This is a genomic window from Streptomyces sp. NPDC005483 (assembly GCF_040606035.1).
Classification (GTDB): domain Bacteria; phylum Actinomycetota; class Actinomycetes; order Streptomycetales; family Streptomycetaceae; genus Streptomyces.
Window position 1 is genome coordinate 1 of record NZ_JBEXEA010000039.1, and the last position, 18,324, is coordinate 18,324.

The following is an 18,324-nucleotide window of genomic DNA, read 5'->3' on the forward strand; positions in this document are numbered from 1 at the left end:
CGTCAACGTCCTCTGGGCACTCCTACGCGACGGACGGACCTACGAGGCCGTGCCTCCCAACACTCACGCGGCTTGACAGACAGCATTAGGAATCACTGTTTGGACTGCTACCGCCGCAAAGTCGTCGGCCGCTCCATCGCCGGCCGCAGTCGCGCCCGGTCCGGTGTCCGACGCGCCGCAGCTGGCGGTCGTGACCCGTGACGGCCTGGACGGCGCCGTTTTCCGCTGCGACCGCGGAACCCAGTACGGCTCCCGGGCCTTCGCCGGCCTCCGCGTCATCGTGCGAGCCGTCGTCGCCCCTAGAACTCGCCAGGCTTCCCTGCAACCAGGGACTGCCCGCTACGGGGGCAAGGCATCGCCGTGAACCTGCGGTGTCGGCCGTGCCGTTCAACGGTCGAGGGATCTCCGACGTCTGCGTGAAGGGTTGGCCGCATGCCTGCTACGAGTGAGTCCGCGCTCCTGTGGAACCCCTGCTTGGGCGGGCAATTCGACAGCCATCCGCAGTTGTCGGCCGCGGTCAGCCGGATGCGGCCGGGTCCGCGTGCGGAGCTGATGCAGATCGTCGGCAAGGACGTGCAGGAGTGGTTCGACGGCAAGGCAGGCGAGTACGCCGCGCTCATCAAGATGCTGTCCGGGACAAGGGCACCGGACTGGTCCGGACTCGACAAGGACGAACGAACCTCCATCCTCCGCTTCTTCGTGCAGCGGTTCGGAAATGAATACCCCGACCGTCTGGCGACTCCCCAACAGCGCCTGGCAGCCGTCATCAACGCCTACAACCGTCTGGAACCCGCCCAGCGCAGCGAGGACCTTGCCCGGCGGGCGGAATACGTGCACTCCCTTGTCCACGTCTACAGTGCCGACACCGGTGACGCGATGCGCGACGGGCTGCAGCAGCTGGCCGGCGACCCCGACGTCACCTCCCGCCTCACCGGGTCGCAGGCCGAAGCGCTCCGGCGGGCACTGGACAGCCACACCACCTCGGCCCGCCCGCACGATCCGCAAGCCGACCCCGCTCTCGCCACCCGCGAATTGCGCAATCTGGATCCGCTCCATTGGCCTGATGGAGTCACGGTGACGAAGCGGTCAGGCATGGTGGGGGTCTACTTCGTCGCAACCTCCACGGAAATCCAGGCAGTGGTGAAGCCGATGTGGGATACGTCGTCCCACTATGCCGACCGCTTCATTCGTGAGGTTGCCAAAGTTGTTACTCCCAGAGCCAGGGTGGTCAAGTGGGACACCCCGGAAGGGCAGATAATAGAAGGAATACTCCCTGATGCCAGGAGTTCGATGGTCAACCTCGTGGCAATGCATCAGGGGGGCGCCGGGCAGGGCGGGCCAGAATATTTCTCGGTCATGGAGCATGTTCCGGGTAATGAACTGACTCGCCTGGATGCGCAGGGATTGCACCAGTTCCTGACGGACACCGTCTCTCTTGAGTCCGTGGGAAGGCTTCTGACGGCAGATATTTTCCTCGGCAACTATGACCGGATGTCGGACTACCATATCAATTACAGCAACCTGCTCTACGATTCCGGAAGCGCCCAGCTGACGGCCATCGATAATGCCACCTACTTCGGAGGTCTGGCGAAAGATCCGGATTCGGTATCCGTCAACCTCTTCGGGATAGAGGACCGCCACAAGCAGATTCCGCTGGTGTCAGCAAAATTCGTCAATGATCTGGTCGGTCACGTGGCGGACTCGGGCCCGACTGACCATCTGATCAGTCCGCAAATCATTGAATCGGCGCAAAAGTCAATTACTCACGGTGCGTCCGGCCTGTTTTCTCGTATCGGCAGCGAGGTGGAACAACGCGAACATTCCCTGCGCCGCTCACATGAACTGGATGTGCCATATGAGGGTGCCTGGCAACCAGACCAGTGGATGATCCGTGGGTTCGCCCATGCTGTCGACGAAATTTGGGGAAACGGGCTCACCGGTTCTTCCTCCCCTGCCGACGCGCAGGCGGAGCCACCCGTATTCGCGGCGATGATGCGCCTCAAGAACTATGTCGAGCAGCACTGGCGGGCCGCAGACACCGACCGGTCCGGCCCCGGCGACGTCACCGTCTACAGTGCCGACACCGGTGACGCACTGCACGACGGGCTGAAGCGGCTGGCCGGCGACCCCGACGTCACCTCCCGCCTCACCGGGTCGCAGGCCGAAGCGCTCCGGCGGGCACTGGACAGCCACACCACCTCCGCGCCCGCAGCCTCCGATCCCGCGCCGCACGCCTTTCTGGATCAGCCGCGGTTCGCCGTCACGGCCGGTGACGAAACCTCCACGCGGCAGCGCGCCGAAGGAGACGGGAAGGGGGCAGCACGGCTCGGCCCTGCCACCACCGGCCCGACCGACACGGCCTCGACCTCACCGGATGATGCCGCCGTGTCCGCCCCCACCGACCCAACGGCGACCGCAGTCTCCCAGCCGGCAACGAGCCGCGGGGGGCGCGAGAATTCCTCCGCACAGCACCGCCACCGGCCGTGGCGAATGACCAGCAATGACCCGCTTCCCGTCGCCGTGATGCGCCAGCCGATGGAGTTCGAACTCGCGCACCTCACCTCCGCCCACCACATCCACACCCTTTCAGTGCATGCACCGAACTACCAGGACGTCACACGTCAAGCCGCACAGCACGTCGCTGAACACATACGTGCCCAGGTCTCCTACCAGGCACAACTGCGCATCACCATGACCAACGTCGAGCTACGCCTCACGCTCCCCGCCCCGGACGAACCCTCCACGGCGTCGGAGAACGACACCGAAGACCCCTTCCTCAACTACTCTCACGTAGCACAACTCACCGCCAACTTCCTCGAACACCGCGTACTTGTCACCCGCCGCGTCCAAGGGGAGATCATGACTCTCATGACCCTCTGCCCGCCGGAACCGGCTGCTGTGCACTGAACAATTCCAGCCCATAGGCACAGAACCGCGCTATTCACCATCTGGCGTCAACCGGCCGTGACCTCTGGTGATCCGTGCGGCTCCACCTTCGAGAAGAAATCCTCACAGGAACTGTGGAAACGGGCACTGCGCAGGACGGTCTGGCATAAGAGGGCAGAGAGGGCAGGTCAGCAGCCCAGCCAGGACGCGATCGACACTGCGGACGGCTGGCCCCGTACCGGACCCGATGCCTGGGTCATTCGGGACGGCACAGGTTGAGGGCACCGAGGCCACCGGGGAGTGCAACCCGCAGATCCTGACCCGCGAACCGGGGTACCTGGCCCATGACCTCGACGATCCAGGACAGCGCCTCGGGGGGCAGCGCGCCCACGTCGACGCGGACGCGGGGCACGCGGATGCCGGTGCCCGGTGCGGGCAGGCGGGTGCGCAGCAGGCGGGCGACGCTCATCGCGGTCGCCGTGGTGTCACCGGCTCGGCGGCCGATGTGGCGAACCCGCTCCCAGGAGACGCGCAGGAGTGCGATGAGCGCGTGGTGCTCGTGCTCATACTCGTACTCGTCCTCGTGTGCCAGGGCGCCCCCGTGCCCCTGGACGTGCGTGGCGGCGGGGGCGGGTGGTGCGGTGGCCCGCCCGTCGCCGGCAGCCGCGTCCTCGGCGAGACGCGCGGACGCGACCGGTGCCGCTGCCGGCCGGTCATCGGCGGTGGGTTCCCCGGGCGGTGACGTCTGCGCGGGCGGTCGGACAGGTGTCTCGGCGCGGGGCCGGGGCTCGTCCAGGTATGCGCGGGTGACGGACGCCGGTGCCGGGTGGGGGGCCGGCGCGGTGGCCGGGGGCGGAGTGGCGGCGAGGGCTCGGGCGGTGCGGGCGAGGCCGTCCAGGAATCGGTGGCGGGCGGCGGCGTCCGCGTCGACGGGGAGGACGGGCAGCCGGTCGCGCTGGTCGCGGAGCACTTGCAGGACCAGCGCGGGATCCAGGCCGGCGAGTTGCTCCTCGTCGGCGACGGCCGACGCGAAGCCCTCCGGCAGTCCGGGGATTCTGCCCGACGCCCCGGATCCCACCGATTCCGCCTCGCCGTCGACGACCGGGGCCTCCGGCGCTGGCACGGGAGCTTCGGGGCGCTTGCCGCGGGCCTTGTCGCTCATGCCCGGCGCGGGGGCCGGGCCGGCCTGCGTCCCTGGGCCTGGCGCTTCCTCCGCCTCGACAGGGGTCTCGGTGGTGCGCAGCCGGAGCGTGCCGACCACCCAGCGGGTGCCCCCGGGGCCCCGGACCTCCAGGAGGCCGATGGCGCGCACCCGGTGACCGGTCAGGCCCGCGCCGGTGTCGTCCTCCTTGGGGGTGCCGAACCTCAGTACCTCGCGCCGGTAGCTGGTGTGGCCGGCCGTGTCGCCCAGTGCGGGACGTCCGCCGCCGAAGGGCAGTGACAGGGTGCCCCGGGTGGCCCCGGACCCGCCGAGGGGACCGGCGAGGGCCAGGGCCGCCTCGGTGAACGCGGTCCGGTCGCTCTGTGAGGAGAGTCCGTCGCTCACCCATTCGACCCGGTCGATCGCCGTGTCCTTGCTGGTGGCCTCGATCCGGGCACGGTGCAGGGTGAAGCGGATCGAGGTGGCCGTGCCGTGCGGCCGGCCCCGTAGCGCGGCGGTCTCGGCCGGACCCACCAGGGTGAGGCGGCCGGTGGCGGCCAGGCTGGTGAGGCGGGTCAGGGTCGCCTCGGCCGAACGGCTGGTCAGCGGCTGCGAGGGCAGTTTCAGGCTTCCGTCCACCTCGCGCAGCGCCCGGAGCAGGTGTTCGGCGCCGTCGAAGTCGTAGACGACGATGGGCCGTCGGGGTGTCCAGGGCAGGCCCGAGAGGAGGGGGCGGGGGTCGGGGCCGGTGCGCATGTCGACGGCGACGCTGCCCTGCGGGGGTTGGACACCGGGGGCGGTGGGGTCCTCGGGGAACAGGGCCGGGCGGACCTCGGGCGGGCCGGCGGGCTGTGGCGCGGGACGGGCCGGCGGGCTCTCGGAGCCGTTGAAGCGCAGGGTGGCGACGGCGGGCAGGGTACGGATGACGCGGTGCCGGAAGGTGAACAGGTCGCGCGGGTCGGCCGGGGAGGCCAGGAGGGCGGCGCCGAAGGCGGCCAGCCCGGTGCCGATACGCTGGGTGAGCTGGACCAGGAGGGCTTCGTCGAGCGGCCGGGAAGCCACCGTCACCGTGTACGCGTAGGGCACGTCGAACTCGACGGTGGCGCCGAGGCTGCGCTCCCAGGCACGTACTTCGCGGGTGGAGGTACGGGTTGCCGTCAGCGTGTGCTGGTGGCCGGCGGTCAGCGGCAGCCGGGGGTTCAGTCCGGTGAGCCGGGCGCCGGGGGTGAGGGACAGGTCGTGGCCGCGCAGGGCGGTACGGGTGGTTCGGGTGGCTCCCGGCGGGTCCAGGGCCGCGCCGTCGGCGGTGCTGTGGCCCAGGATGCTGTCCAGTCCGCTGGTGGCAGTGACGGCCCGGCCGCGCAGCGCGTCCAGATCGGTGCCGGGCCGGGGCCGGGCGGCAAAGGACACCTCGACCAGTCTCGGGCCCAGCCAGGACCGGTGGACGAAGTGGAACGCGGTGTGCCCGTGCGGGCCCGCGTTGACCAGGGCGCGCAGTCCGACGGTGTTGGTGCGTTCGCTGATCCGGGTCAGCACGCCGGGTACGTATGTGGAGCGGCCGACATGTGTCGCGCCGGGCGCCTGCTGCTCCACCAGTTCCCGTACGGTGCGGGTGAGGTCGCCGCGTGCGCCGTCGGTCTCGACACCGGTCGCCACGCCGTAGCCGAGGTGCCTGCGGGCGCGGAACCAGGACGGGAGCAGACGGTCGGGGCGGGCCGGGGCGGACACGGTCGTGCCCGTGGCGGCGACCAGGGCGGCGAGGTCGGCGTAGCGGTGCAGGTCGTTGTCGACCAGCAGGAACTCGACCGCGTCCGGCACATCCAGGACGCGGGTGCGCTCCAGTCGGGGCGCGCTGGTGAGGGTGCCCAGGGCAACGTTGCGGCCGCCGGTGCGGACGGTGACGAGGTAGTGGGCGGTCGCGACGAACCGGTGGACGCCAGTGGTGTCCTCGGTGGTGACACGGAAGACGCCGGTGCTGTCCTGGCCGGTGGTGGTGCGGGTGTCGGCGGCGCGCAGGCCGTACCCGGCGGTGGCGGAGAAACCGCGGGCGGCGGTGCCCGTGGCACCGGTGGCGGTGAGGGAGGTGCGGTGCAGGGACGTCGTGCTGGTGGTGTGCGCGGCAGTGCTGGTCGACTGGAGCCAGCGTTCCGCGTTCATCGCCGGCGGCTGGGGCAGGACTCGGACGTCGGTGAGGTAGCCGGTGATCTCGACGGTGATGTCGGTGCCGGCCACGGCACCGGGGGTGCTCGCACCCTCCACCACATAGGTGTCGCGGAAGACGCGGCCGGCGTGTGCGATCAGGTGTGCGGGCGAGAGCGCGGTGTGCAGCACCTGGTGGGCGGTGGAGTGCGCAGCGGCGGCGTTCTCGCCGAAGGCGGTCCGCCACAGCTGCCGGGCCGCGCCGGTGACGGCCCCGGTCAGCGCGCCGGCCGCCAGGGCGAAGGCGTCGGTGAGGGGAGCGGGGAGCCGGACGGCCAGCAGGAACGGCCGGGGGCCGGATGCGGTGGAGGCGGAGGCAGCGGCGGAGGCAGAGGCAGCGGCGGAGGCGGCCGCGTCCTCCGCAGGCCAGGCGCCCGGCACGGGGGGCGGCGGCCCGGCCGCCGCGGACTCCTCCTCCAGCGCGGCCAGCAGGGCGGTGACGACGGCACGCAGGTGCTCGCTGCCGCCGACCTCCTGGAAGACGGCGGTCTCGGGCACCCGGAGCGCTCCCTGCCGCACGGCGGCGCCGGGTGGGGGCAGCAGGAGAGCGCGTGAGGTGTCCGTGTCGTCCGGGTCGCGCACGTGTGCGACGGCCGGGGGTGCCGGGTCGGCGGGTGCCTCCAGGGTGCGGTAGGTCGGGACGGCCAGGCGTACATATCCCCCGGCGGTGCCCAGCTCCGTGGTGCGTTCCGCCGTCGTGGCGCCGGCATCGTCCTCAGTGAGGGTCATGCGGTGCACGGTGGGGACCCGGAAGACCTGGCTGCCGTCCTCGGTGGGAGTGAGAACGTAGGTCTCGCTGCCCGTTCCGGCGGAGACGGACACGGCGGTGGAGACGCGCCGGCCGTAGGTGCGTGCGGGGGTGACGGCCTGGAGCTGGTCGTGCCCCAGGGGATGGGTGAGGGAGGCGCTGACGCCGGCGCTCCAGGCGCGGGGGGTGGAGCCGAACGACTCGTCGCCGGCCAGGGTGGCTCCGCCGTACGGCTGGGCGTGCACGCGCGGTACGTCTCTTTCGTGGACGATGCCGTCCGCCCTGCCGTCGCCTTGCGCGGGCGTGGGACGGGCCGTGGTGAGGGTGAGGGCGATCCGGCGGCCCGCCGCCTCGAACCAGGTGACGGCACCACCCTGGATCATCTCTTCGAGCGCGCCGCGCAGTCCCGGCCGGCCGCGCATCTGGTCCAGCTTGCGCAGATTGTTCAGGCGCTGCACCAGCAGGGCCGGGTCGGCGGGCAGGGCGAGCGCCGGGGACGGGGAGGAAGGGAGGAATCCCCGCTCCGCCAGCACCCGCTCCGCCTCGTCGAACAACGGCTCCGTACCGGCCACCAGGAGAGGGGTGGTCGACATGCCCAACAGTCTCAACTCCCGTAACCTGTACGGCAGATGTCGCGGCTCGGCGGGTGCGGTGCCAAGGGTCGCGACGGACGGGACGAGCATCGGCAGCGGGTAGACGGCGCCGTCCGCGAGCGGGGTGGCGGGGGCCGCGGGACGGCTCTCGCCGTACGCTGGGACGAACTGGACGTGTATGTGCAGGTCGGCGGTGACGTGGAACATGTCGTCGGTGGTACGCAGCGAGTGGACGACGCGGGCGCTGCCGGCGGCCTGCAGGGTGTGGCTGACCTGGTGTTCCACGCCGGCCTGCACGGTGAGCTGGACGCCGGTGGGGGCGGTGGGGTCGCCGCCGGTCAGGGCGACGCTGAGCGGGAGGGTGAGCGCGGCGCCATTGGTGAGGGTGGTGGCGTGCTGCATGCGCAGCGAGCGCGCGATGTACGTCTCCAGCACCGTGTTCTCGGTGCGGGGGCCGGTGGGCCGTTCTCCCCCGGTCAACCGGGCGGTCATGCGCAGCGCGCCCAGCACGCTGCCGCCGGCGTCGTACAGCGTGGGCGAGGTGACGTGGCCGTCCCACATCAGGGGCAGCATGCTGCGGATGTTGCCCTCGGCGAGGAACTCCCGCAGCTCGCGTGCCGATTCCTCGGCCAGGCCACGTCGCCCGAAGGCGTGGCGGAAGGAGGTGAGGACGTCGTCGGTGAGGCGGTCGGCGGCGGGGAAGGACACCGCGCCGTACAGCGGCAGGGAGGCGGACAGGGCCGCGAGGCCGGCCGGGACGGTGGCCGGGTCGGCGGGGTCCGGGACGGGTGGCTCGCCGGCCTGGGCCAGGTAACCGGGGACCCAGACGAGCAGCCGGTCGGGGGCGGGGCCGGCCGGCCGCCATCCCGTGTCGGTGGCCCTGTCTGTGTCCGGTGCCAGTGCCGGCGCGGCGCCCCAGGCCAGTTCCCAGTCCATCTCGTAGTCGAACGGCCAGGAGGGACCCCGGCTGCGCATGATGGTCATCGGTTGCGTGACCGCGCCGACGGCGACGGAGGTGGCCAACTGGTTGTGGGTGAGGGAGAGCTGGGGTGCGAAGGAGAGGCCGGCGAAGACTCCGGGGCCGGGCGGAGACCAGCTGTGGGTGAGGGCGAGGCTGCCCGTGCGCACGTCGCTGTCGCTCGCGGTGTCGCCGGAGTCGGCCATGGCGACCGTCCAGCGCTGCGAGTTCACCGGGGGCCCGTCGGGCAGTGCGTCGATCTGCTGCCGCGCCGGCCCGACGGCCCGCAGTGCCAGACGCAGGCGCAGCACACCGTACGGGCCGTCCGGCTCGCCGGGGTGCAAGGTCAGGCCGCCGGCGCTGAACAGTCGGCCCCAGTCGGCGCTGAGGCGGGCCGGGGTCAGGGCGGCGCGCAGTCTGTCGTCGAGCGCCCCGTCCGGCAGGCCGGGAGCGGCCCGCAGCGCCTGCTGCCGCAGCCAGTCGACGGTGGCCTGCGGAACCGGGGTGACGTGGGCGAGGGTGCCGTGGGGATCGTCCCGGGTACCGAAGGAGGTCACCGCGGCGCTCAGGGGCGGCGGACCCGCCGGGAGACGGCTGGTGGACGGACCGGGAACAGGCGGGTCATACGGATGCGGCGCGGCGACGGCATCGGCATCGGCGTGCGACAGCGCAGTTCCGGACGGGCGGGCGCCGCCGAGAAGCGCGGGGCCGGGGCGGGCGGGGGACGCGGCGGGGGCGGCACCGACCGTCCGCGTGGACTGCGCGGAGGCCGGCCGGACGCCGAGTGCCGCCTTCGGCGCCGGCTCCCGGTGGATCGCCCCGGCCGTCGTCGCCGTCCTCGACGATGTGTGCGCGGCGAGCCAGCTCTCGGCGTGCCGCTGGAGAGAGATGAGCAGGTCGAGGCGTTCGGCGGTGGACAGCCCGGTCAGTACGGACGACTGGGCGGGATCGAAAAGCGCACGGTCGAGACACGGGTTCCAGATGCCGGCCTCGTCCGTGTGCTTCGTCGGCAAACCGGCCCCCCGTTCACTCGGGCACGGTGTGGCACCGTGCCGTTTGACTCGCCGCCCCACACATTACGTAAACATGTACGTGAGCGGAATTCCCGGAGACTGGAATTCAGATGCTCGTAACGCGCCCAAAACGATGAAAGTGGGCCCGGCACACACGTACGGGTGCCGCACCCACTTTCGGCCGCCCCCGCCGGAGGTGCGCGAGGGCGCGGCCACTTGACCGAGCTGCCCAACTCCCCCCGCGCGGCTCGCGTCCGGACGAAACGCGGAGAAGACGACCAGCGGCACGATCTGGAAGAGGAACGCGCCACTGGCGCCGTGCCGCGGATATTGCATCCGAACTGCCCTGTCCGAGGCTGGGGTTTGGCGTTCAGTGGTTGAGGGAAACTGCCCGCGAGGGGCAGCGCTACCGGCACGCCATTCCCCACCCGGAGGCAGCGGAAGACGGCCAGCGAGGTGACGACCGGCAGCAGTGGCGTTGCGGTGCGGATCCTGACGGAGACCGGGAAGCCGAATCCGGGGGCGGCCGAGGATCTGGGCATCCATCCCGGGACACTGCACAGCTATTTCGAGGTCCGCCTTGATCCTTGATGTGTTCTGCTGGCTCAACCCCTACAACACCCGACGCCGTCCAGGTCGTCGAGGTCAATCAGCCAGACCGCGCCACCCGCCGCAAGCGCGGCAAGACCGACGCCGTCGACGCGGAGGCCGCCGCCCGTGCGGTGCTGTCTGGGCGTGCTGACGTCATACCCAAATCCGGCGAGGGCCCAGCGGCCGACATGCGTGTGCTCCGGCTGGCGAAGGAGTCGGCCGTCAAGGCCCGCACGCAGGCGAAGAACCAGCTCAAAGCCGTACTCCTCGGCGTCGATCCCGAGCTGCGCGAGGCCCTGTCCAGCCTCAGCAACACAGCCCTGATCGCCACATGCGCCGACCTTCCCGACGGCGACGATGCAGCCGTGTTCACGATCCGGCTGCTGGCCCGGCGCATCCAGCAACTGACCACCGAGGTCAAGGAGCTCGCCCGCCGGACCACCAAGGCCCTCCGTTGCTGGCATCCTCAGCTCCTGGACGTCATCGGCGTGGGGCCCGACAGTGCCGCTGCCCTGCTGATCGCCGCCGGCGACAACCCGGAACGGCTGGCCAGCGAGGCGTCGTTCGCCGCTCTGTGCGGCGTCAGCCCCGTCGAGCAGTCCTCCGGAAAGACCCAGCGTCGCAGGCTGAACCGCGGAGGAAACCGGCAGGCCAATGCCGCCCTCTACCGCATCGTCATAACGCGCCTGCGCCGTGATGCCCGGACACGTCTCTACCTCGAACGCCGCACGAAACAGGGCATGTCGAAACGCGAGATCATCCGTTGTCTCAAACGCTACGTCGCCCGTGAGATATACGGTCAACTCCAGCCGCCGACACCCCTCGCTGTGTCGCCTTCTGCTCCTTGACGCAACATAGGGGCATCCTGAACGTCCACAAAGCCGCCGACCTGCGGGAATGGGCGGCAGCCCGGGACTGGCTGACCATTTACTACCTACCGCCCTACGCACCCGACCTCAACCCCGTCGAAGGGATCTGGTCACTGCTGCGGCGCGGCTGGCTCTCCAACGTCGCGTTCAGCACTCCCGAACACCTCGTCCAGCGCATCCGACGCGGCCTACGGCACATCCAGTACCGCAGCGACCTCATAGACGACTGCCTCGCCGAGACCGGCCTGGCCATCCGACCCGCCTGAGCAATCCAGCGACATCACCAGTTCAACCTCAGTAACTATTCAAATAAGAGCAGCTATTGATCCGAAACGGCTTGGTTTCTGGGTCGTTGGGTTGATGTGAGCGATCCGGTGGGGGACGCGCGGCATCTGTCGCCGTCGGCGCAGGAGGACCTGCGGCTGCGGGCGGTGGCCGCGTTGGCGGCGGGCGGGACCGTGAGGACGTGGCGGCGTTCTTCGGGGTGTCGCTGAAGGCGGTCGACGGGTGGTGGGCGAAGTGACAGGTCGGCGGCCGGGAGGCGCTGGTCATGCGGCCGAGGGGCAAACCGGTCGGGGTGCATCAGGTGCTCGGGGAGGCCGAGCAGGCCGCCGTGCGTCAGACGGTCCTCGATCACCGGGCCCCGTGACGTGGGTCTGAGCGGGCATCTGTGGACGCGGCGGCTGATCGGCGAGCTGATCGCGAAGCTGTACCGGGTGCGGCTGACCGAGCCCGGGGTGGGCAAGTATCTTAAACGGTGGGGACTGTCCTTCCAGCGCCCGGACAAGCGGGCCGTCGAACAGGACGCCGAGGCCGTGGCGCGCCGGCGGCAGGAGACGTGGCCGAAGATCCGCGCGAAGGCGAGGAAGGACGGCGGGGAGATCCTCTTCGCCGACCAGGTCGGCGTCCGTTCCGGCCAGGTCACCCAGTTTGAGGAAGGCTTCGTGAATGTCGACTCGGCGTTCCCAGCGGACGCGGACTCGGCGAAAGCCATGCAGTCAGCGATGGCGGGTACGATGCCGCGGGCTCGGACCTGGTCACGGTAGATGTCATGGTCGTAGCCGCGGTCCGCGAAGAGCGAGTCGGGCTTGCGCCGGGGATGACCGACCCGGCCGCGGACAGGTGGGACCTTAAGCTGTTCCTGCGGGACATCCCGCACGGCCCGCGCAGCGCATACCTCAACCAGAGCCCACTGATCGCCATGGCGCGATCCTCCACCCCGACCCTGCTGACCGCGGGCCTGCGGGACAGGAGCACCCCCGCGCAGCAGGCCGTCGAAGCCCACCAGGCCCTGCTGCGGAACGATGTCGACACCGAACTGGTCCTGTACCCCGCCCAGGGGCACGGCGTACGCGGATTCCCGGAGACCGCCGACCACCTCAGCCGCGTCCTCGTCTGGCTCCAACGCCACCTGCCGACGGACTGAGAGCCGCCCGGCCAGTGTGGGTGATCGCGATAGCGCCGTGATGCTGTTCGGCCAGGCTGCCGATGTCTTCCCACGTGGTTCCGGCGGTCGAGTCCGATGGACGACCGGCGACGCCAGCACGGCGGTAGATCTTCAACGCGTTGGCGTACTGGCTGCGGGCCGGCCGTGTGCGCAGAGCCCTGCCGCATGACGCGCCGCCGTGGCAGACGGTCTATCACTACTGGTGTCGCTCTATTCCGGTGGGCAAAGGTTGATGAGAGGCATATCCGTTCCTGCGAGGTGTACCGGCAGGGTTTTACGCAGGGCAGCGGCCGCCTTCTGCAGTATCGGCAGCCAGTTGGCGATGTCCGTGTATGCGTCAAAGCGGATCTGGATATCCACCATGGAGAGCCTGGCTCCGTGGAGCGCACTGACTTCGCTGTGAATGTGGTCGGTGATTCGGTTGACGACTGCTTCCAGCACCTTCGGGTCAGCGAGGGACACGGCCTCCTGACTGCTGATGCCGATGGCGTCCTGAACGTCGATGGTGAGTACGGGGCGAGGTCCCTCGACATGTGTGCTGGTGTGTGCGCGCGCCCGCCAAGGCTCCTGGCGTATTGACGCGTCCGCCGGCGCCGGAGCGGTATCCGTGCTCGCCGCGCCCGATGCTGCCGCGGTCACGGTCCCCGTCGTGGTCGTGGCTTGCACTGCGGTTGAGCCGCTGGAGGTGGTGGGGTGCTGAGGGTGGGCCGCTGCGTGCAGGCGAGCCTGTTCGAAGGGGGTCAGACGGTCGCGGAGCTCGGAGTTGTCGAGCAGACGATTGACGCCGTCGGTGAGGGCGTGTGCCGTACGAGCGCTGTAGACGGGGACGTGGGGCCGGCGGACCGGTGTGCCGTTGCGCCGCGCCGCGGCCAGGCTCCGGGCAGTCCGCGCCGCGTCAAGGGGGCCGCCGGCGGCCTGCTTCCAGATGTCGTGAGCTTCCGTCTGGTCACGCACGGGCCACAGACCTCGTGCGCGCGCCAAGGTGGAACGCATGTCCTCAAGCGTGCCCGCGCTGAGGCGACGGGTGAGGTCAGCATCCCGGGCTGATGCTCCGGTGACCGCGGTGAGCCTGTCCAGCTCGGCCCGAAGTTCCCAGTTCACGTCTCGAAGCTGTTGTTCAAGCGCGGCCACGGACAGGAACTGGCCGGCGGTTCCAGGCCCGGCCAGTTGGAAGGACGCGGCCCATTGCTGTACCTGCAGACCGTAGTCAAGGGAGGTGTGGTCCTGCAGGGCATAGTCCCGTGCCTGCGCGTCCACAGATCCGACCGGTGGCGGACCAGCGGTGCGGACTGTCGCGGGGCGTGCGGACTGCCGGTCCGTGGCACTGGAATGCGCCTGCGGTGCCTCAGGCGTCGGTTCCACGGTGCGGTTCGCCAAGCGCCACCCGCTCAGTGCCGCCAAGGCGTTGCGTGCCCAGTCCTCGTCCCCCGGCCCCCGCCCTTCCTCCGGCATGGGCAGCCATTGGTCCAGTTGCGCCATGTCGTCGTGCGTGAGAGGACCCATGTACCAGGGAATGGCCTGCGGCCCGCCGACAGAAACGGCATGGTCACGCCAGCGCTGCAAGGCCACGTCGAGAGAGGACGTCACACTGCCCAGCCAAGCGGAGAGCCCGTTCTCGTCGCCCATGAACGCCTCACCGGCACCGGCACCGGCACCGGCACCGGCAGCCTGGACCTCCTCGGCCCCGGCCGGATTACTTGCCCGTCGCCATGCGACCAACGCTGTGGCCGCATCGCGTGCCCACTGCGGGTCCCCTGGCTCCTCCGCTCTTCCTTCCGCCGGCAGCCACTGGTCAAGCTGAGCCATGTCGTGTTGGGTGAGCGGCTCCACATACTGGTCACCGACTGCCGGATCACCGGATCGAGAGGCTTCATCACGCCGCTCCCGCAGTGCGCTGTTCACCGAGGCACGCACCTGATCCGTCCACAACGCGACCCACGATTCCGCATCCCGGCTGCGCAATTGGGTATGCGAAGCGACGAAGGCAGCGTCGACTGCACCGGGCCACTGATTTCCAACCTCCTCGGCGGGTGCCTCAAGGACATCGTCGACTTCCATTTCGGAAACAGGAGTCCCCGTACTGGGCGACAACGCTCTCGCCGGGCTCCCGGTCTGCGACGGACCAGCTTGGCCGAATCCCGGCAAGATTCCTGTACCGGACGTGAACGTAGCGCCCTCCCCCGCAGCGGGTGCATGGTCCACCGCCGCAGGCGAATCTGCTTCCGATATGAAGCGGCCACGCCCCGGCCACCACTCCGGCGGAAGCTCGGACACTGGATTGGCACTGGTCTTTTTGCCGCCGTACCCCCCAGCGAGTTTCCACCCTTCACCAGTGTCCAGTATAGGAAATCCTTCACTTTCAAACATTTCCCTGACCTCTGGCCGAGGGTCAGCGCGAAAGGTATAGTTCGACACCCTCCTGCTCAGATTTTCACCCCAGACCATGATTTGGTCTTCTGGGTTCCTAGCCGAATGATAAGGACGCTTGCCTGGGTTCGCCCGAAAAAATGCCTGAAATGCTGCTATCGTCATACGCGTTTCTAGATCGTAAGCCGTTTCAAGATGCCATGCTTTCCCCTTCCCCGAAGTGAGGCGCCAATTATTCGCTCGCAGCAATTCGAGCACTTCAGGAGTCAGCGAACGGCCTCTTGAGTCACGCAGTTTATAGGTGATTGCACCGATAGGAACGCTATGACTACGCCCCTCGCTCGTCACAATATCTTGAGTAGCACCCCGCATCGGATAACTGTTTTCGTTACCGGGCTCGGCGAACCAGGCACGAAACCCTTCATAAATATACTCGGGCTTTTCGGGCGCACCGCCAAGAGTTCGAATGACGGGAGGGTTGGCAGAGTTGAGAAAGTGCGGTACGAGAAGCAACCCCTGTTGAATAAGGGGAAGTTTGTGTTGCTGTGCGGTGAGAGCACTCCAGTGGCGAATGACGAGGGCAGGGTCGGGAAGTTGGTGAGGGCGGGGCTGAGTGTAGAGCGTACGGGGCGGTTGGGTGAGTTGGTGGATGTGACGATGGATGTGGTTACGGAGCTCTTCCAGGTCCTCGGCACCGAGGGTGGGTGGCGGAGTGGTGAGGGTGGGAGTCGGCGAGTCTTTCGCGTGAGCGTCAAGGATGCGTTGGGTTTCGGTTTCGATGTAACGCATCTCCACGGTGGTAGCGGGGGCTGTGGGAACGCGCTTGCCTCTGGAGGTGGCGTCAATGGTGTTCTCGATGACGGTGCGCAGGTGGTCGGCACGCTGACGGTGGAAGGCATCGAGATGCTCGCGGCCGATGACCATGGGCAGGCGCCGCCTGGCGCTGTAGACGCGATAGGCGTACTCCACGAGGGGAGCGGGCAGATCGCCCAGCTCGTCGTCAGTGACCGTTGCGCTCTGTTCAGGTGCCACTTCGGCGGCTTCGCCAACGGCTCCCGTCGATGTCACCGCTGTTGACGTCGTGACACGAGGAGCGTCCAAGAATACCTGTAGGTCCCTTTGCCCAGCCGTCCGTACGGTGGCGTCGCCGACCGGTACTTCGGCTGCGGACGCGGCCATCTCCTCGGACCGGGTGCCGGAAGTGCCGGAGGTGTGCGGAGAACTCACCTCCCGCTCCCCCGAAGGCTCCGGCAGCGCGGGGGTGCGCGCGCCGGCCGGGCCGCCACGGGTGGCCTGGGTACCGAACTCCCGGCGCAATCGCTCGGAGAGGAGCCGAGCCGGGTGATCCGGCCCCGTCGGGCCCGGATGGGCGAGCAGCGACTCGGCGATCAAAACGGTCATGTCATGGTGCAGCACGGTGTACGGGTGCTGCGGTGTGTTCACAGGGCCAGGGCGGTCGAGGGGCGGCGCCTGGTGGCGTCCTGCCATGATCTGGCCGGCCGCTGCCAGAGCCCGGCCCTGTGCGGCCTGGTCGTAGCGGCCGAGGGTCTGCCACGCCCGCGTGAACTCTACGGACCAGCGCATGCGGACATCGGGGTCGACCGGCGGATACGCGTTGACCGAGGCGCCGGTTCGTGCCAGTTGCGCCAGCAAGCTCTCCGCGCTCCGCCTGGCACCTCGTTGCGGACCCCAGCGGAGATCCGCGTACTGGGCCAGCGCCGCTGTCAGCTCCGTGTGCGGCTGCTGAGCACCCGGCAACTGGCGGGCGAAGTCCCGTCGGACCGCGTTTTCGTAGGTCCGGGCCAGTGACCCGATCTGTTCACGGAGCTGCCGCGCACCCTCCTCCAAGTCGAGCTGTACGGTGTCGGACGCGTCGTCCCACCCACTGAGGGCAAGCCCCGGCCGATGCTGCGAGAGCAGATTCACCAGCTCTTCCAAACGCGTGTCCGACCACTGCGCCTCCAACTCGGCCGCGTGAGCCGCCACGTTGAAGCCGGGGTTCAGGTACGTGGTCTCGTTGTCGATGGCAGTGACACGCCGCAGCTGAGCACTGTAGAGGACGTTGCCCCAGTTCACGAGGGAGGTGGAGGATCTGGCTCGGAAGCGGTCGGGCGGGCCGAGGAAAGGGTCGATCACCAGCATCAGTGCGCCGATAAGACGCAGTGACTCACTGTCCTCGAGCAGCGTCCGCAGCTCGGACCGGCTCAGGGCGTCGATCGGAGTCCCCTCGGCGAACTCGGTGACCGTGACGTGGCGGTAGCCGGTCAGCAGCTCGTCGTGGTCGTTCGCCCAGTCGGTATCACCCGTCGCGATCATCCGGTGCAGTAGGTTTGCCTCGGTGGTTCCTCTCTTCAGAACTCGCGTGACAGGGATGTACACGCCGGAGACGGCACTGATGAAGGCGTCCGCGTAGACAGTCGGGGCCACGTCGGCGTGGAACTTCACGATCGCCCGCCCGCGGGACGGGGACTCCACGACGTGTACACCGCCGTTGTGGCCCGCCAGCCATCGCATGCCCAGGTCTTGTGGCCAACGGTCGACGGACATGACCGTCAGTCCCGGACCTCGGCCTCCCTGTGGCGCGGCCGCAGCTGGGGCATGCGCCCCAGAGGCCAGTTGCGCAGCGATGTACGACGGACCGGGCGCATACCGGTGCTGGGCCGGCCCTCCGTACTGTGCTTGCTGCCACTGGCTGAGTGCGCGGTACTGCCCGATGTCGTGGGCCGCTGCCCCGGCTGGGGCGGTGCCGTCCGAGTCCGAATCCGAGGGCCGTGACTGGGAGCGCCGTCCAGTGCCCAAGCGCTTGCGTACCCACTCACCGGGCCCGCCGCCCACACCTCCCACGGTGGCCTGGGTTCCGAACTCCTCGCGCAGCAGTTCCGACAACAGCCAGGCCGGCTGTCGGGCCGGTGGAAGAAGGGGGCGTGGCGTACGACGCGCCTGGTCGGCGACGAGCACCGCGATGTTTTCGTGCAGGGAGAGGTAGGCCTCCTCGGGGGAGTCGAGTACGACATCCGCGCGGAAAATCGGGGGAGCCTGGTGGCGGCCCGCCATGAGCTGCCCGGCGATCGCCAGAAATGCGTTTCTGTCCTCCTCACCCAGCTGCGCCAGGTTCTCGTGGGCCTGTGCCATGAGGGGGGCCCAGTGCCGGAGCACCTCCGCGTCGACAGAGGGCAGGGAGGCGGACCCGCGCGTCGACGCCCTGTCGGTCTCGCCCTGTGCGAAGCGCTGTTCCGTGGTGGCCAGGACGTCCGCATACGCTTCGTTGAGCAACGTGCGTACCAGAGACAGGGCTTGTTGCTCGGCTACTTCCGCGAGGCGCATGCCGTGCACGTCCGCCTCGATCGGAAAGCACTCCTGGCCAGTCGGTCCGCCGCCCGGTGCAGTCACTTTTTCCTCCCGTCAATATGCCCGACAAGGCACTACGGTATACATGTGACCAGACGATACGTATCAGAAGCAATTGCGCACATGTGATGCGAACTCGACGATCAACGTGCAGGGCATGAGTA

5 protein-coding genes and 4 pseudogenes are annotated in these 18,324 nt (G+C 69.2%); 6 read left to right on the plus strand and 3 right to left on the minus strand.

Annotated features, from left to right (window positions below; genetic code table 11):
* The first annotated feature begins 474 nt into the window (after positions 1–474).
* On the plus strand, positions 475–2,907 hold the full coding sequence (locus tag ABZT06_RS42405; RefSeq protein ID WP_355753355.1) for a hypothetical protein: 2,433 nt from the start codon (positions 475–477) through the stop codon (positions 2,905–2,907).
* Between the two features lie 235 nt (positions 2,908–3,142).
* Here ABZT06_RS42405 and ABZT06_RS42410 read toward each other — a convergent pair whose 3' ends face one another.
* Positions 3,143–9,538, minus strand: a complete 6,396-nt coding sequence (locus ABZT06_RS42410) for a hypothetical protein (RefSeq protein WP_355753357.1) — start codon at positions 9,536–9,538, stop codon at positions 3,143–3,145.
* A gap of 590 nt (positions 9,539–10,128) precedes the next feature.
* Between ABZT06_RS42410 and ABZT06_RS42415 the strand changes: the two genes are divergently transcribed.
* The 3 genes and pseudogenes from ABZT06_RS42415 to ABZT06_RS42425 all read left to right on the plus strand — a co-directional run.
* A complete protein-coding gene (locus ABZT06_RS42415) occupies positions 10,129–10,977 on the plus strand; it encodes a transposase (protein WP_355753359.1) in 849 nt (282 codons plus the stop codon).
* Positions 10,978–10,994: 17 nt separating this feature from the next.
* Positions 10,995–11,264: pseudogene (locus ABZT06_RS42420) on the plus strand (transposase); the annotation flags it as partial.
* A gap of 156 nt (positions 11,265–11,420) precedes the next feature.
* Positions 11,421–11,924 (plus strand): annotated as a pseudogene (locus tag ABZT06_RS42425) (winged helix-turn-helix domain-containing protein); the annotation flags it as partial.
* Here the strand turns inward: ABZT06_RS42425 and ABZT06_RS42430 are convergent.
* A pseudogene (locus tag ABZT06_RS42430) lies at positions 11,925–12,127 on the minus strand (IS5/IS1182 family transposase); the annotation flags it as partial. It lies immediately after the preceding pseudogene.
* Here ABZT06_RS42430 and ABZT06_RS42435 point away from each other — a divergent pair.
* Entirely contained in the window at positions 12,098–12,424 is a 327-nt protein-coding gene (locus ABZT06_RS42435) for a prolyl oligopeptidase family serine peptidase (protein ID WP_355753418.1), read from the plus strand. The pseudogene ABZT06_RS42430 and the gene ABZT06_RS42435 overlap by 30 nt on opposite strands.
* 122 nt (positions 12,425–12,546) lie before the next feature.
* Positions 12,547–12,645 (plus strand): annotated as a pseudogene (locus ABZT06_RS42440) (IS5/IS1182 family transposase); the annotation flags it as partial.
* 10 nt (positions 12,646–12,655) lie between these two features.
* Here ABZT06_RS42440 and ABZT06_RS42445 read toward each other — a convergent pair.
* The gene (locus tag ABZT06_RS42445; protein ID WP_355753361.1) at positions 12,656–18,202 is read right to left on the minus strand and encodes a hypothetical protein; all 5,547 of its coding nucleotides are present in this window, start codon (positions 18,200–18,202) and stop codon (positions 12,656–12,658) included.
* Between the last annotated feature and the right edge of the window lie 122 nt (positions 18,203–18,324).

Bases quoted from the DNA above. Each gene is read 5' to 3' on its own strand.
- ABZT06_RS42415 (WP_355753359.1), top strand. From the start codon at position 10,129: ATGTGTTCTGCTGGCTCAACCCCTACAACACCCGACGCCGTCCAGGTC.
- ABZT06_RS42435 (WP_355753418.1), top strand. From the start codon at position 12,098: ATGACCGACCCGGCCGCGGACAGGTGGGACCTTAAGCTGTTCCTGCGG.